The sequence below is a fragment of the Kitasatospora sp. NPDC001683 genome (genome assembly GCF_053596495.1).
In genome coordinates this window covers 12,198-27,447 of sequence record NZ_JBSFGK010000038.1, presented here as the reverse complement: position 1 = coordinate 27,447, position 15,250 = coordinate 12,198, and the positions used below count along the sequence as shown (strand labels likewise).

Annotated in this window: 14 protein-coding genes; 5 read left to right on the top strand and 9 right to left on the bottom strand. The window is 72.6% G+C overall.

Annotation, left to right across the window (positions count from 1 at the left end; all coding sequences use genetic code 11):
- Window positions 1–101 precede the first annotated feature (101 nt).
- The 3 genes from ACWCYO_RS21305 to ACWCYO_RS21295 form a co-directional block, all read right to left on the bottom strand.
- Entirely contained in the window at window positions 102–1,211 is a 1,110-nt protein-coding gene (locus tag ACWCYO_RS21305; protein ID WP_449785098.1) for a sensor histidine kinase, read from the bottom strand.
- Window positions 1,198–1,893, bottom strand: a complete 696-nt coding sequence (locus tag ACWCYO_RS21300; RefSeq protein ID WP_270149221.1) for a response regulator transcription factor — start codon at window positions 1,891–1,893, stop codon at window positions 1,198–1,200. The genes ACWCYO_RS21305 and ACWCYO_RS21300 overlap by 14 nt, the downstream gene beginning before the upstream one ends.
- Before the next feature lie 116 nt (window positions 1,894–2,009).
- Window positions 2,010–2,921: a LysR family transcriptional regulator gene (locus ACWCYO_RS21295; RefSeq protein WP_270149219.1), complete on the bottom strand. Its 912-nt coding sequence runs from the start codon at window positions 2,919–2,921 to the stop codon at window positions 2,010–2,012.
- A 193-nt stretch (window positions 2,922–3,114) separates the two neighbouring features.
- Here ACWCYO_RS21295 and ACWCYO_RS21290 point away from each other — a divergent pair, with 193 nt between their 5' ends.
- On the top strand, window positions 3,115–4,521 hold the full coding sequence (locus ACWCYO_RS21290) for a TolB family protein (protein WP_449785097.1): 1,407 nt from the start codon (window positions 3,115–3,117) through the stop codon (window positions 4,519–4,521).
- 138 nt (window positions 4,522–4,659) lie between these two features.
- On the opposite strand, the gene ACWCYO_RS21285 is transcribed toward ACWCYO_RS21290, so the two are convergent.
- The 3 genes from ACWCYO_RS21285 to tdh form a co-directional block, all read right to left on the bottom strand.
- Window positions 4,660–6,252 (bottom strand): CocE/NonD family hydrolase, encoded by a 1,593-nt coding sequence (locus tag ACWCYO_RS21285; protein ID WP_270149216.1) that lies wholly within the window; start codon window positions 6,250–6,252, stop codon window positions 4,660–4,662.
- A 303-nt stretch (window positions 6,253–6,555) separates the two neighbouring features.
- Entirely contained in the window at window positions 6,556–7,749 is a 1,194-nt protein-coding gene (locus tag ACWCYO_RS21280) for a glycine C-acetyltransferase (RefSeq protein WP_270149214.1), read from the bottom strand.
- A 29-nt stretch (window positions 7,750–7,778) separates the two neighbouring features.
- On the bottom strand, window positions 7,779–8,807 hold the full coding sequence (gene tdh, locus ACWCYO_RS21275) for an L-threonine 3-dehydrogenase (protein WP_270149213.1): 1,029 nt from the start codon (window positions 8,805–8,807) through the stop codon (window positions 7,779–7,781).
- Between the two features lie 475 nt (window positions 8,808–9,282).
- Between tdh and ACWCYO_RS21270 the strand changes: the two genes are divergently transcribed.
- A complete protein-coding gene (locus ACWCYO_RS21270; protein ID WP_449785096.1) occupies window positions 9,283–10,695 on the top strand; it encodes a serine hydrolase domain-containing protein in 1,413 nt (470 codons plus the stop codon).
- Window positions 10,696–10,758: 63 nt separating this feature from the next.
- On the opposite strand, the gene ACWCYO_RS21265 is transcribed toward ACWCYO_RS21270, so the two are convergent.
- Window positions 10,759–11,820, bottom strand: coding sequence for an ATP-dependent DNA ligase (locus tag ACWCYO_RS21265; RefSeq protein WP_449785095.1), 1,062 nt, complete (start codon window positions 11,818–11,820; stop codon window positions 10,759–10,761).
- A gap of 66 nt (window positions 11,821–11,886) precedes the next feature.
- Here ACWCYO_RS21265 and ligD point away from each other — a divergent pair, with 66 nt between their 5' ends.
- The 3 genes from ligD to ACWCYO_RS21250 are packed head-to-tail and all read left to right on the top strand — an operon-like array spanning window position 11,887 to window position 14,200.
- Window positions 11,887–12,903 (top strand): non-homologous end-joining DNA ligase, encoded by a 1,017-nt coding sequence (ligD, locus tag ACWCYO_RS21260; protein ID WP_449785094.1) that lies wholly within the window; start codon window positions 11,887–11,889, stop codon window positions 12,901–12,903.
- 9 nt (window positions 12,904–12,912) lie between these two features.
- A complete protein-coding gene (locus tag ACWCYO_RS21255) occupies window positions 12,913–13,515 on the top strand; it encodes a class I SAM-dependent methyltransferase (protein WP_449785093.1) in 603 nt (200 codons plus the stop codon).
- Window positions 13,516–13,552: 37 nt separating this feature from the next.
- Entirely contained in the window at window positions 13,553–14,200 is a 648-nt protein-coding gene (locus tag ACWCYO_RS21250) for an N-acetyltransferase family protein (protein ID WP_449785092.1), read from the top strand.
- Window positions 14,201–14,204: 4 nt separating this feature from the next.
- On the opposite strand, the gene ACWCYO_RS21245 is transcribed toward ACWCYO_RS21250, so the two are convergent.
- Together ACWCYO_RS21245 and ACWCYO_RS21240 are read right to left on the bottom strand one after the other, a co-directional pair.
- Entirely contained in the window at window positions 14,205–14,669 is a 465-nt protein-coding gene (locus tag ACWCYO_RS21245) for a hypothetical protein (protein WP_449785091.1), read from the bottom strand.
- A gap of 50 nt (window positions 14,670–14,719) precedes the next feature.
- Window positions 14,720–15,211: a hypothetical protein gene (locus ACWCYO_RS21240; protein ID WP_449785090.1), complete on the bottom strand. Its 492-nt coding sequence runs from the start codon at window positions 15,209–15,211 to the stop codon at window positions 14,720–14,722.
- Window positions 15,212–15,250: the final 39 nt, after the last annotated feature.

The window sequence follows — 15,250 nt, the reverse complement described above, 5'->3', positions numbered from 1 at the left end:
ATTCCTCGGTGTCGCGAAATGAACCGATGGGGGAATGCGAGGAGCGGAAAGCAGAAGGACTCACCGGTCGAATGTCGGTGAGTCCCTGAGTGCGGGGTGCATCAGTGGGCGAGAGGCCCCCTGGCCGGCGCAGGGGCGATCGGCAGCCGCACCGTGACGTGGAGGCCGCCTCCGGGGCGCGGGGCGATGGTGAGGGTTCCGTCGTGCGCTTGGACGATGCTCTTGACGATGGCCAGGCCCAGGCCGACGCCCGCGTGGTCGTGGCGGATGCGTTCGGTGCCGCGCTGGAAGGGCTCGGTGAGGGTCGAGACCAGCTGCGCCGAGAGGATCTCGCCGGTGTTCTCGACGGTGAGCGTCACGCTTCCGGGATGGATGCCGGTCGTCACCCACACGGTGCCCCGACCGGGCAGGTTGTGGACGATCGCGTTGTGGATGAGATTGACTGTCATCTGCAGCAGGAGCGCGCGGGAGCCGATGGTCGGGGTGATGTCGCCCGAGGCCTCGATGGTGACGCCGTTCTTCTCCGCCATGGGAAGCAGCGTCTCGACGGCCTCCTCGACGTTCAGGGACAGGTCGACGGGCTCCCGGGTGAAGGATCGCTGGTCGGCCCGGCTGAGCAGGAGCAACGCCTCGGTGAGGTCGATCGCCCTGGCATTGACGTGGTGGAGGCGTCGGAACTGCTCGCCCGAATCTCGCGCCGGGTCGTCGAGAGCCACTTCGAGCAGGGCCCTCGTGATCGCCAGCGGGGTGCGCAGCTCGTGGGAGGCGTTGGCCGCGAACCTCCGCTGCTCGGTGACGTGCGCTTCGAGGCGCGCGAGCATGGTGTCGAACGCGTCGGCCAGCTCGCGGAACTCGTCCTGGCGGCCTTCCAGCTCGATCCGGTGGGAGAGCGACCCGTTCGCGGCCAATGAGGTGGCGTCGGTGATGCGGGTCAGTGGGGCGAGCATCCGGCCGGCGAGCAGCCAGCCTCCCAGCAGGCCGAACACCAGGAGGAACACCAGCACTCCGGCCACCGCCGGAGCGTAGGCGTGCAGCACGATGGTGCGGATGGGCACGAGCCCGTTGGGGCTGCTCGCCGCACCGGGCAGGCCGCGCAGCAGGTACACCCACACGGTGGCCAGCATCAGCACGCCCGCGAGCATGACGAAACCCGCATAGCTGAGGGCGAATTTGAGGCGGACGCTCAAGCCCGGTGTCCTAGGCGCCCGCATTGCCCTCACGCTCGATGTCCGCCGGGGTGATGATCCGGTATCCGACGCCGGGCACGGTGGCGATGATCTGGGGTTCACCGAGGCGTTTGCGCAGAGTCGAGACCGTGATGCGTACGGCATTGGTGAACGAGTCGGCGTTCTCGTCCCAGGCCCGCTCCAACAGTTCCTCGGCGCTGACGACGCCGCCTTCGGCGGCGACGAGCACGTCGAGCACGGCGAACTGTTTGCGGGTGAGTGCGATGTAGCGGTCGTCGCGGTAGACCTCGCGACGGAAGGGGTCCAGCCGCAGGCCCGCGATCTCCCGCACGGGCGGCCTGATGTACGCGCGCCTGCGGTCGAGCGCCCTGAGCCTGAGGACGAGTTCACGCATCTTGAACGGCTTGGTGAGGTAGTCGTCGGCACCGAGCCCGAACCCGGAGGCCTTGTCGTCGATCCGGTCGGCGGCGGTGAGCATGAGGATGGGCATGCCCGATCCCGCCGCGACGATCCGTTCGGCGACCTCGTCACCGGAGGGGCCGGGGATGTCGCGGTCGAGGACGGCGATGTCGTAGGCGTTGACGCTCAGCAGTTCCAAGGCGGTGTCGCCGTCACCGGCGATGTCCGCGGCAATCGCCTCCAGGCGCAGCCCGTCACGGATGGCCTCTGCCATGTACAGCTCGTCCTCGACGATCAAGACACGCATGTACCAATGCTACGCACCGGTGCCTGTCGTCCACCTATCGAAAACGCATGACAGCGGTCGAGGGCGTGAGGTCCCTCCTGGGGGTGGCGCCGGGCGCTGAATCTCCGTCATCACGCCTATGCCCCCGAGGCGGCGGCTTCGGCGAGGGAGTCGAGGACCGGACGGATCAGCGGGTGGCCGTCGGCGCCGGCGCGGACGGCGGCGAAGACCCGGCGGGTGGCGAGATCGCTGTCGACCGCGCGGACGGCGACCATGGCCAGGTCGACTCCGCGCAGGGCGGAGCGCGGGACGAGGGCGACGCCGGAGCCGGCGGAGGCGAGGGCGACGACGGCGCGGAAGTCGTCCGAGGAGTGCAGCAGGCGCGGCTGGAAGCCGGCGTGCTCGCAGGCCAGCAGGACGACGTCGTGGCAGGGGTTGCCCGGGTAGGGGCCGATCCACGGCTCGTCGGCGAGGTCCGCCACCGCGAGCGGCCCGGCTTCGGCGGCCAGCGGGTGCGCCAACGGCAGGACGGCCTCGAAGGGCTCGGCGTACAGCGGGACCCGGGTGAGCCGGGCGTCGTCGGCGCGCGGGGCACCCCGGTACTCGACGGCCACCGCGAGGTCGGCCCGGCCGTCCAGCACCATCGGCAGGCTGGCGTCGCCCTCGGCGTCCAGCACCTTGAGCCGGACGCCCGGCGCGCGCGAGGCGAGCAGGCCGATCGCGGGGGCGAGCACGTGCGAGATGCCGGTGGCGAAGGAGGCGACGGTGACCTCGCCCGCGACGCCGGCGCTGTAGGCGGCGAGGTCGGCCTCGGCGCGCTCCAGCTGGGCGAGCACCGCGTCGGCGTGGCCGAGCAGGATCTCCCCGGCGGCGGTCAGCCGCACGCCCCGGCCCTCCCGGGCGAGCAGGTGGTGGCCGGTCTCCTGTTCCAGGGCGGCCAGCTGCTGGGACACCGCGGAGGGGGTCAGGTAGAGGGCGGCCGCCGCGGCGGTCACGGTGCGGTGGTCCGCCACGGCCCGCAGGGTCCGCAGCCGTCGTGCGTCGATCACAGGCCAATTCTGCCAGCGCGGCTCGGCGAACCCGTCCGGGAGCCGTTCCGGGCGCCCGTACCACCGGTGGCGTATTTCGGGCGGAGATCGCTTCGGGCCGTTGACCGCCCGGGCCGGGCGGCGATTGGCTCATGAACGAGCCGGGCCGCGGGGGAGACGCGGGCCCGGCACTCGTCATCAGGGGAGGAAGTCCATGACCACCGCACGTTCCCGCCGCCGGCTGGCCCGCGCCGCCTGCGTCCTGGTCGCCGCCGTCGTGGCCGGTGCCGCGATGCCCGCCGCCGAGGCCCGTCCGCCCAAGGGCGACACCGCCCGGGTCAGCGAGGGCGCCAAGGGCGAGCAGCTCAACGGCCGCTCGTACGCACTCGGCCTGAGTGCCGACGGCCGCACCGCGCTGTTCGCCTCGGCCGCGACCAACCTGCTGCCCGGCGGCGGCACCCCGAACGACTCCGAGATCTACGTCAGGGACCTGCGCAACGGGCACGTCCAGCGGGTCAGCGTCGCCGACGACGGTTCCCGGCTGAACGCCGGCACCGCGGCCGGCTCGATCAGCGGAGACGGCCGGTACGTCGCCTTCACCACCGCCGCCACCAACGTGGTGCCCGGCCAGGTCAAGCACCCGAGCGACGTCTTCGTCCGCGACCTCTGGACCGGGCGCACCGAGCTGATCACCACGGGCAACCTCACCACCGGCGACGACGAGTCCATCCGCACCGTCGACAGCCCCAGCCTGAGCTGGGACGGCCGCTACGTCGTCTACGCCTCCAACCGCACCGACCTGGCCCCGGGGGTGCGCCGCGGCAAGGAGAACGTCTTCGTCACCGACCGCTGGACCCACACCACCCGGCTGATCAGCACCGGCTTCGGCGGCAGCACCGCCGACAACAACTCCTTCGACCCGAGCATCAGCGCGGACGGCCGCACCGTCGGCTTCACCTCCCGGGCCGGCAACCTCCTCCCGCCGCCCGCTACGGACGCGGCAGCGACGGACCCGGCCTCCTCGGCCTCCCCCTCGGTGGCCGGGACGGCCCAGCTCGCCGGGCAGCGCTTCTACCCGTACTACGTCTGGAAGGCCGACACCGGCACGGTCACCGGCGCCAGCCTGGACGACACGGGCGCCCTGGTCGGCGCCGCCGCCGGCCCCCGGATCAGCCCCGACGGCCGCTACGCCCTCTACGGCCTGCCGGTCCCCGTCGTCCTCCGGTCCGGCATGCACGGCTACCGGATGGACCTCTACGCCCGCGAGCTGGCCACCGGCAGGGTCACCCGGGTCAGCACCTTCCTGCCCGGCACCACGACCACCGGCAGCTCCTTCCGGCCCGTCATGACCTACGACGACCGCTTGGTCTACTTCGACTCCGACGCGGACAACCTGGTCCCCGGCGACACCAACCAGCAGACCGACGTGTTCCGCCGCGACCTGTGGACCGGACGGGTCGAGCGGGTGAGCGTCACCGAGGACGGCTCGCAGAGCACCGGCACCTCCTACGACCCGTACGTCGACGCCACCGGCGACACCGTGGTCTTCACCGCGGACGACGCCAACCTGGTACCGGGTGCCACCAACACCTTCACCGACGTGTTCCTGCGCCGTCAGTGAGCTGCCCGGCGCGGGGGCGGGTCACGGCCCGGCCCCGCGCCGCTTACAACAGTTGACGTAGATGCCGATCGAATCCATCCCAGCTGTTGACCCACGGCCCGCCCGAGCAGCCGGGCGGGCCGTGCTGGGAGGCGAACGTCAGCGGACCGGCAGCGAGACGTCCGCCGGACCGAAGGTCACCGTGCTGCCCTTCGGTGTCTCGCCGCCGTACAGGTCGTCATGGGTACCGAGCACGAGCGTGAGCCGGTGGCCGGCCGGCAGGTCGTACGCGGCGGGGAACAGCGTCACGTCCAGCGGGAAGGACCGGCCCGCCTGCCGTCCGCTCCAGCTCTGCGGGGCGTGCGCGATCAGGCGGCCGACGCCGAGGGCGTCCGTGTCGTAGAGGTACGCGACGGCCGTGCCCTGGGGCGCGGAGGCGGTGACGGTGGTGTGCACCCGGGCGGCTCCGCGCACGGAGAGGCCCTTCCAGTACGGCTGCGACCGCCGGACGGCCGCGGCGTCGCGGTCGAGCAGGGGCACCAGGGTGGTCGGCGGCTGGTGCAGCCACTGGTCGACCAGGCCGGAGAGCAGCACGACGCCGCCGCTCGCGCCGGAGGGCTCGTCGCCGCGGACGGTGGAGGTTTCGCCGAAGGTCAGTTGCTCGGTACGGGAGTTGACGGAGCTCCAGTCCGGGTACGCCTCGTGGGCGCCGGTCGGGCGGACCTCCAGGTCGACTCCGTCGCGGGCGCCGGCGGTGCCCTTGAGACCGCCCGATCCCTTGAGGTACCGGTCGAGCCAGGCCCGGGCACCGTCCCAGGTGGCGTTGGAGAAGCCGAGCAGGCCGGTGAACTCCTGGCTGGCGTGGTCGCCCGGGCGCAGTTCGAGGCGCTTGGGGACGGTGAGCTTCTGGTAGAAGTCGGTCATCTGGCCGGGGTTGAAGAAGCTGTCGCTCCAGCCGTTGGCGAGGTAGACGGCGGTGCCGTTGGCGTTGATCCGGTCCAGGTAGGTGGCGGGCGAGCGGACGTTCGCCCACTTGACCACCTCGGGCAGGTCGCGGTCGGCGAACAGGTCGTCCAGGGCGGTCGCGAACTCCGGGCTCTTGCGGCCGGTCAGGCCCTCGATCGTGGCCAGCCTGGTGGCGGCGGAGGTGTGCCGGGTCTGCCCGCTGTACAGCGCGTCGGTCAGGTCGGCCCAGCCGCTCAGCGAGGCGACGGCCTTGATCCGCGGGTCGAACGCGGCTCCGAGGAGGGTGAGGCCGCCGCCGAGCGACAGTCCGATCATGCCGACCCGGTCGGGGTCCGCCGGGGTGTGGGCGAGCGCCCAGTCGATCACCGTCGAGATGTCGGCGACGTCCTTGGGCCCGGCGACGTCCACCTCCCCGCCCGAACCCCAGAAGCCGCGCACGGTGTACGTCACGACGACGTACCCGGCGGCGGCGAAGCGGTGCCCCTGGGCGACGTACTCCAGGTCGTTCTGCCCCCAGCTCGCCGGCTGCACCACCACCGGGTAGCGACCCTGGGCATCCGCGCCCGGCGTCCCGGCGGGCGGGATGAACACGTCGGCCTTGAGGACGACCCCGTCCGCGGCGGTGATGTCCGCCAGCCGGAAGCCGCCGAACGCCGCCGGTGCAGCACTCAACACCGGTGCCGCGACGGCGGGTTGGGCCACCACCGCCCCCGCGCCGAGCCCGAGTGCCGCGACGAGGACCGCGCTCACTGCCCGGTGACCGCCAGTCCGGTGGGGTCGTGCCATCACGCTCTGCTCCTTCTGTTCACCCGATGTGATCGCGGCGAGCCTAACGATCTGACGGCGGCTCGGGGGAGGTGATGATCAGCCAAATTACTGGCCGGTAACGTGCAGTGGCACCGGAACCGCGAACGGGGGTGGGACGCCGGTGCGGGCCGGCGTCCCACCCCCGAAGCGGGAGGGTGGGGCAGGTGGTTGGTGACCGTGCGGCGGGGGGTGAATCGATTTCGCCACCGCCGCACGGAGATTGTGAGCCCGCGGGCCGGTCCGGTTCCGAGCGGTCCGGCCCGCGGGCGGTCTATCGGGCGGTCACTCCCCCAGCGCGGCGCGCGCGTCCACGAAGGCGGCGACGGCGCGCTCGACGTCCTCGGTGGAGTGCGCGGCGGACAGCTGCACCCGGATCCGGGCCTGGCCGTGCGGGACGACCGGGTAGGAGAAGCCGATCACGTACACGCCGCGCTCCAGCAGGAGTTCGGCGAGCCGCCCGGCCTTGGCCGCGTCGCCGATCATCACCGGGGCGATCGGGTGGTCGCCCGGCAGGATCTCGAAGCCGGCCTCGGTCATCTTGGTGCGGAACAGCGCGGTGTTGGCCGCCAGCTTCTCGCGCAGCTCGTTGGACTGCTCGACCAGGTCGAGCACCTTCAGCGAGGCGGCCGCGATCACCGGGGCCAGCGAGTTGGAGAACAGGTACGGGCGGGAGCGCTGGCGCAGCAGGGCGACGATCTCACGGCGGGCGGCGACGTAGCCGCCGGAGGCGCCGCCGAGCGCCTTGCCCAGGGTGCCGGTGATGATGTCCACCCGGTCCATCACGCCGTGCAGTTCGGGGGTGCCGCGGCCGCCGGCGCCGACGAAGCCGACGGCGTGCGAGTCGTCGACCATGACCATGGCGTCGTAGCGGTCGGCCAGGTCGCAGATCTCGCGCAGCGGGGCGACGTAGCCGTCCATCGAGAAGACGCCGTCGGTGACGATCAGACGGCGGCGGGCGTCCTGGGTCTCCTTGAGCTGCTGCTCCAGGTCGGCCAGGTCGCGGTTGGCGTAGCGGTGGCGGCGGGCCTTGCTGAGCCGGATGCCGTCGATGATGCTGGCGTGGTTGAGCGCGTCGGAGATGACGGCGTCGCGGTCGTCCAGCAGGGTCTCGAAGACGCCGCCGTTGGCGTCGAAGCACGAGGAGTAGAGGATGGTGTCCTCCTGGCCGAGGAAGGCCGAGAGGCGGTCCTCGAGCTCCTTGTGCACGTCCTGGGTGCCGCAGATGAAGCGGACCGAGGCCATGCCGTAGCCCCAGCGGTCCAGCGCGTCCTTCGCCGCGGCGAGCACCTCGGGGTGGTCGGCCAGGCCGAGGTAGTTGTTGGCGCAGAAGTTGAGCACCTCGCCCGGGCGGCCGCCACCGGTGACGGTGACCGCGGCGCTCTGCGGGGTGCCGATGACCCGCTCCGGCTTGAACAGGCCGGCCTCGCGGATCTCGTCGAGGGTGGCGGCGATGTCGGCGCGCACGTTGTCGAACACAACAGGCTCCTTTGGCGTCAGCGGGGTGCTCAGGCGGTCCAGTCGAGGATGATCTTGCCGCAGTTGCCGCTCGCGGCGTCGTCGAAGGCGGCCTCGAAGTCGGTGGCGGCGTAGCGGCCGGTGATCACCGGGCTGAGGTCCAGGCCGCCCTCCAGCAGCACGGACATCGCGTACCAGGTCTCGAACATCTCGCGGCCGTAGATGCCCTTGATGGTGATCATCGAGGTGACGATGCGCGCCCAGTCGACGGCGAAGTCGTCGGCGGGCAGGCCCAGCATGGCGATCTTCCCGCCGTGGGTCATGTTGGCGATCATCGACTGCATCGCCTCGGGGCGGCCGGACATCTCCAGGCCGACGTCGAAGCCCTCGCGCAGGCCCAGCTTCTGCTGGCCCTCCTCGATGGTGTGCTCGGCGACGTTGAGTGCCAGCGTCACGCCGACCTGGCGGGCCAGGTCGAGGCGGTACGGGGAGACGTCGGTGATCATCACGTTGCGGGCGCCGGCGTGCTTGGCGACCGCGGCGGCCATGATGCCGATCGGGCCGGCGCCGGTGACCAGCACGTCCTCGCCGACCAGCGGGAAGGACAGCGCGGTGTGCACGGCGTTGCCGAAGGGGTCGAAGATCGCGGCCACGTCGAGGTCGACCGGCACCCGGTGCACCCAGACGTTGGAGGCGGGCAGCGCCACGTACTCGGCGAAGGCGCCGTCGCGGTTGACGCCCAGGCCGATGGTGTTGCGGCACAGGTGGCGGCGGCCGGCCAGGCAGTTGCGGCACTTGCCGCAGACCAGGTGGCCCTCGCCGCTGACCAGGTCGCCGATCGCGATGTCCGCGACGCCGGCGCCCAGCTCGGCGACCTCGCCGACGAACTCGTGACCGAGGACGAGCGGGGTCTTGATGGTCTGCTGCGCCCAGCCGTCCCACTTGCGGATGTGCAGGTCGGTGCCGCAGATGCCGGTCCGCAGCACCTTGATCAGCACCTCGCCGGGGCCGATCTCGGGCTTGGGGACGTCCATCAGCCAGAGCCCGGGCTCGGCGTTGTGCTTGACGAGTGCCTTCACGGGCGACGGCTCCTGACGTGCGGATCGGGGGACGGCCTCCGGGTGCGGGCGAGGCCGAGGGCGCGGTTCGGCCGCTCCTGACGGGCACGCTCCGGCAGGCAGAAATCTGCCTGGTGGGAGGGGGTGCGGTCCATCGAGGAATTCTTAAGGGCGGCCACAGCTGGGCTAAACGATCGTGCCCGAGCTGGGGCCGAGGGCGGTCGCGGCATGCCGGTGCTCACCCGTCCGGCCGAGCGCGGGGCATCGGCGGCGACACCAACCGGCCGTCGCACCCGGGTACTTGACAAGGAGCCGCCAGCGGGAGCGGCCACCCGGGTGGGGGTCGGGCCCGTTCGGGCCAGCCGGGCCGCCACCGGCGCGCGGGCCCCCGACGGCGGTGCTTACGGTGGCGACGCTCCCCTGCGGCCCCGTGGAGCAGGCGCTCCGGGGCCCGTTTCAGCAAAGGGCCCTTCGCCCCAGAGAGGCGCCTCGACCCATGACCAAGCCCCGACGGCCGCGCCCGGCCGCTGTCCACACCGCCGGCCGCGCGACCGCCGCCGCCCTGGCCCTGACCGGCCTGCTCGCCACCGCGGCCTGCTCCGGCGACTCGAAGCCCGCCCCGCGGGCCGCCGACCCGGCGGTCATCGCCGAACCCGCCGCGCTCAGCCCCTCGCCCAGCTCCTCGGCGACCGCCTCGCCGAGCCCGGGGAACGCCTCCTCCGGCGCGGTGGTGCCGCTGACCCCCGACGTCACCTCCCGGCTGGACGCCGCGATCCAGCGGGTGATGAGCCAGGCCTCCGTCCCCGGCGTCTCGGTCGGGCTGATCACGCCCGGCGGCACGTACCAGAAGTCCTTCGGCGTCGCCGACAAGTCCGCCGGGACGCCGATGGACCCGGGGCTCTTCACCCGGATCGGCAGCGAGACCAAGACCTACACGGCGACAGCCGTGCTGCGCCTGGTGGACCAGGGCAAGGTGGCCCTGGACGACCCGATCTCCAAGTACGTCGACGGCGTCCCCGGCGGCGACGGGATCACCGTCCGCCAGCTCGGCGACATGCGCAGCGGGCTGTTCCCGTACAGCTCCGACCCGGACTTCGTCAACGACCTGATCAGCGACCCGCAGCACGTGTTCACCCCGGACCAGCTGCTCGCCTACGGCTACAAGCACCCCGCCGTCTTCCCGCCCGGCACCAAGTTCCAGTACAACAACAGCAACTACATCCTGCTGGGCAAGCTGATCGAGAAGGTCGGCGGGCAGTCGGCCGGCGACTTCCTGAAGACCCAGGTGTTCTCGCCGGCCTCGCTCGCCAAGACCAGCTTCCCCACCGACGGGACCCTCCCCGACCCGCACGCCCACGGCTACACCAACCAGACGCCCGACGGGTCGATCCAGGACGCCACCAACTGGAACCCGTCCTGGGCGTGGACCGCCGGGGCGGTCATCACCCAGCTCGCCGACCTGGAGAGCTGGGCCAAGACCGTGGCCACCGGCGGGATCATCAGTCCGGCCAGCCAGGCCGAGCGACTGAAGACCCTGCCGACCGGCGACCCGGGCGTCAGCTACGGCTTCGGGCTGTTCAACAACAACGGCTGGATCGGGCACAACGGCTCGATGCCGGGCTACGAGAGCGTGGCCGTCTACCTGCCGGACGCCCAGAGCACCTTGGTGCTGCTGCTCAACACCGATGTGCTGTACCAGGGTTCGGAGCCTTCGTCGCTGTTCGCGAACGAGATCACCAAGATCGTCTCGCCGAAGAACGTCTACTCCGTCCCGCCGGCGACCCCCGCGCCCTCGGCTCCGGGCTCGGCCTCCGGCTCCCCGTCGGCCGGCTCCCCGTCGACCGGCGCCTCGGGCAGCGGATCGCCCTCGCTCCCGTCCGGCACCTCCCCCGCCACCGTGCGGTCCTGACCGCCTGGCGCTGCGCCGGAGGCCCGACCCGTTGCCCCGGGTCGGGCCTCCGGCTGCGTCCCGTCAGATCCCCAGCACCTGGCCGAGGTCGTATGAGACCGGCTCCTCCAGCTGCTCGTAGGTGCAGCTCTCCGGCGTGCGGTCCGGCCGCCAGCGGCGGAACTGCGCGGTGTGCCGGAAACGGCTGCCCTCCATGTGGTCGTACGCCACCTCGACCACCCGCTCCGGGCGCAGCGCGATCCAGGACAGGTCCTTGCCGCCGGTCCAGCGGCTGACCGCCCCCGGCAGCCGGCCCTCGGCGTGCGCGGCCTCCTCCGCCCAGGCGCCCCACGGGTGTTGGGAGAGGTCGTCCATCCTGAGCGGGGCCAGTTCCTCGACCAGTTCGCGGCGGCGGGCCATCGGGAAGGCCGCGCAGACGCCGACGTGCTGGAGCTTGCCCTGCTCGTCGTGGAGGCCGAGCAGCAGCGAGCCGACCACCGGGCCGCTCTTGTGCTCGCGGTAGCCGGCCACCACGCAGTCGGCGGTGCGCTCGTGCTTGATCTTGTACATGGTCCGCTCGCCCGGCCGGTACGGCTGGTCCAGCGGCTTGGCCACCACCCCGTCCAGCCCGGCGCCCTCGTACTCGGCGAACCAGCTCTCGGCGACGTCGCGGTCGGTGGAGGCGGGGGCGGTGAAGACCGGGTCCGCTACCCCGGCCAGCGCCGCCTCGAGCGCCGGGCGGCGCACCGAGAGCGGCTCGTCGACGAGCGAGTCGTCACCGAGGGCGAGCAGGTCGAAGGCGACGAAGGAGGCGGGCGTCTGCTCGGCGAGCAGCTTCACCCGGCTCGCCGCCGGATGGATCCGCTCCAGCAGCTCCTCGAAGCGCAGCCGCCCCTCCCGGGCGATCACCACCTCGCCGTCCAGCACGCAGCGCGGCGGCAGCTCCCGCCGGAAGGCCTCCACCAGCTCGGGGAAGTACCTGGTCAGCGGCTTGCCGGTGCGGCTGCCGAGCTCCACCTCGTCGCCGTCGCGGAACACGATCGTGCGGAAGCCGTCCCACTTGGCCTCGTACTGCATCCCCGGCGGGATCTTGGCCACCGACTTGGCGAGCATCGGCTCCACCGGCGGCATCACGGGCAGGTCCATGAGTCCCAGACTCGGGCCAACGGGCTCGGGGCGCGCGCCGGGCGCCGCGCCCTTACGGTGAGGGGCATGGGCTCCGCCGTCGAACTCGAAGTCGCCGGGCGCACCGTCCGGCTGTCGAACCCGGACAAGGTGTACTACCCCGAGCGCGGCCTCACCAAGCTGGACGTCGCGCAGTACTACCTGGCCGTCGCCGACGGGGTGCTGCGCGGACTGCGCGACCGGCCCACCACCCTCCAGCGCTTCCCGGACGGGGTCGACGGCGAGTTCTTCTACCAGAAACGAGCACCCAAGGGCCTGCCGGACTGGCTGCCCACCGCCCGGATCGACTTCCCCAGCGGCCGCTCCGCCGACGAGATCTGCCCCACCGAACCGGCCGCCGTGCTGTGGGCCGCCAACCTGGGCTGCCTCACCTTCCACCCCTGGCCGGTCCGGCGCACCGACACCGACCACGTCGACGAGCTGCGCATCGACCTCGACCCCCAGCCCGGTACCGACTTCCGCGACGCCGTCCACGCCGCCCACGAGCTGCGCGCCCTGCTCGAGGAGCACGGGCTGCGCGGCTGGCCCAAGTCCTCCGGCGGGCGCGGCCTGCACGTCTACGTCCCGCTGGTGCCCGAGTGGACCTTCACCGACGGCCGGCACGCCGTGATCGCCCTCGGGCGGCTGCTGGAACAGCGGATGCCCGGGAGGGTCACCACCGCCTGGTGGAAGGAGGAGCGCGGCGAACGGATCTTCGTCGACTACAACCAGATGGCCCGCGACCGCACCATCGCCTCCGCCTACTCCCTGCGCGCCCGCCCCCGCGCCACCGCCTCCACCCCGCTGCGCTGGGAGGAGCTGGACGACGCCGCCCCGGAGGACTTCGACCTGCGGACGGTGCCCGCCCGCTTCGCCGAACTCGGCGACCTCAACGCGGAGATGGACGACCACGCCTACCGGCTGGACGGCGTGCTGGAGCTGTACCAGAAGCAGCTGCACGACGAGGGCCTCGGCGAACTCCCGTACCCGCCCGACCACCCGAAGGCGGCGGGCGAACCGACCCGGGTCCAGCCGAGCCGGGCTCGCAAGAAGGACAGGCCCTAGGCTGACCGGATGCCCTTCGACCACAACGACCACTACCACCGGTTACTGCTGCGCTCCTTGCCGCCCGGCGCCCGCCGCGCCCTGGACGTCGGCTGCGGCACCGGCACCTTCGCCCGGGCGCTCGCCCGGCGCGGTCTCGAGGTGGACGCCGTCGACCGCGACACCGTCGTGATCACCGCCGCGCAGTCGCGCGGTGACTCCTCACGGATCCGGTACCGGCAGGCGGACCTCACCACGCTCGAACTGCCGCCCGGTCACTACGACTTCATCTCCAGCCTGGCCAGCCTCCACCATCTGCCGCTCGACACCCTCGCCCGGCTGCGCGACGCCCTGGCGCCCGGCGGGGTGCTGGTCGTGCTGGGCTGCTACCGGGAGACCACGCCCGGGGACCGGCTGATCAGCCTGGCGGCGGTGCCGGTGAACGCGCTGTGCCGGCTCGTCGTCCACCTGCGCGAGCGCGGCGCCCCGCCGAGCCGCGTGCAGGCCCCGGTCACGATGCCGAAGACCTCGCTCCCCGAGATCCGGGCGTACGCGGCGCAGCACCTGCCGGGGTTCCGGGTGCGCCGACTGCTGTTCTGGCGGTACCTGTTGGCGTATCGCCGCAACCGGTGATCAACTGGGCCGGACGATTCTTCGGGAGGGAGCGGGCATGGGTGTGCGGGGGCTGGCGGAGATCCTGGCGGACGCGGCGGGCGGGGTGTTCCCGCCACCGGACGGCACGGTGACGGTGCTGCCGCAGCCCTCGCCGCACGAGGCCGGGGTGATCGCCTTCGCCGCACACGCCGTGGTGTTCACCGACCAGGACCCGGACTGGGTGCACGCCGTCCTCGCCGCCGACCCCGGCGACCCGCTGTCCGCACCGCTCTGCCCGCCTTTCCTCAGCGCCTTCGCCGAGCGCACCGGCCGCACCGTCAACAACATCGATCTGCTCTCCGTCGCCGACCCCCTGCCCGGCGAGCCGCCGCTGCCGCTCACCCCGGTCGAGGACCGCGAACACCCGCGCGTGGTCAGGGCGTTGCGCTACCGCGAGGATGTCCGGGTGTACGAGGCCGACGGCGGCGTGCTGATCCTCGGCCGCGGCGTGGCGGGCCGGTGGGAGACCGCCATCGAGGTGGACCCGCACGCCCAGGGCCGCGGCCTGGGCCGCGCCCTCGCCACCGCCGCCCGCCACCTGTCCCCCGGCGAGCCCGTCTGGGCGCAACAGGCCCCCGGCAACGCCCCCAGCGTCCGCGCCTTCCAGGCGGCCGGCTACCGGCCGGTCGGCGCGGAGGCGCTGCTGGTGGTGGGGCAGCCGTAGCGTCTCATCGCACCAGGACCCGGTCGGCTTCGAGGTCGTACCCGAGGAAGGGCGCACCGCCGCCCTCGGTATGCGTCGGCACGGACCTGCCCAACCGCCGCCCGACCGCGGCCAGGAACCCGCACAACGCGTCCAGCCCTGCCTGGCCGCGGAGTTGGGCGACATCGACGTCGAAGTCGATCCGCTCCGCACTGCGGAACCGGAACACCACCCCGACCTCCGGGCCCGGCCGCACGCTCAGCACCGGCTGCGCGGGGCCGGGCCGGAACAGCACCTCCTCGGCCCGGGGCAGCGGCAGCTCGAAGCAGCCCACGACGAACGTGGGGGCCCAGCCCCGCTCTACCACCAGGTCGAGCAGGGCCTGCCAGTCCGCCACGGTGGTGTCCGCGACCCACCTCTGCGGCAACCAGCCGTCCCGCACCGGATCGATCAGCCATGCGGCGTGGTCGTCCCACAGCAGATCAGCCATCCCGCCATCCTGCCCCCGCAGGGCCCCTCCCGGCGAGTGGCGGCCGCCGGTCATGGGGCCGGCGGCTCCTCGCGCATGAGCACGACCCCGTCGGCAGCCGCGTCGAAACCGATCATCGGGAACGCGTCGTAGCCACCCTCGGCGTACATCACCACCGCCTTGCCCAGCCGCCGCCCGACCGCCGCCAGGAACCCGCAGAAGGCCTCCAGCCGCTCCTGCCCCTGGAGCTCCCAGAGCGAGACGTCGAAGTCGATCGCCTCGGCCGCGTAGAAACGGAAGATCGCGCACAGGTCGGCGGTCGGCCACACCAGCAGGCTCGGGCACTCCGCGTCGTCCGGGCGCGCCAGCACGGCCTCGGCCGCCGGAAGCGGCAGTGCCACATCGCCTTCCCGGTACTCATACGCCCAGCCGCGCTCCACGACGAGGTCGAGCACCGCCTGCCAGTCGGCCGCCGTGGTGCCGTCGACGACCACGTCCGGCAGCGTCGCCCCGTCGCTCGGGTCGAACATGTACGCCACGTCACCCCAGCGCAGATCAGCCATCCCGCCATCCTGCCCGACAGCCGGCCCCTGCCGCCGAGC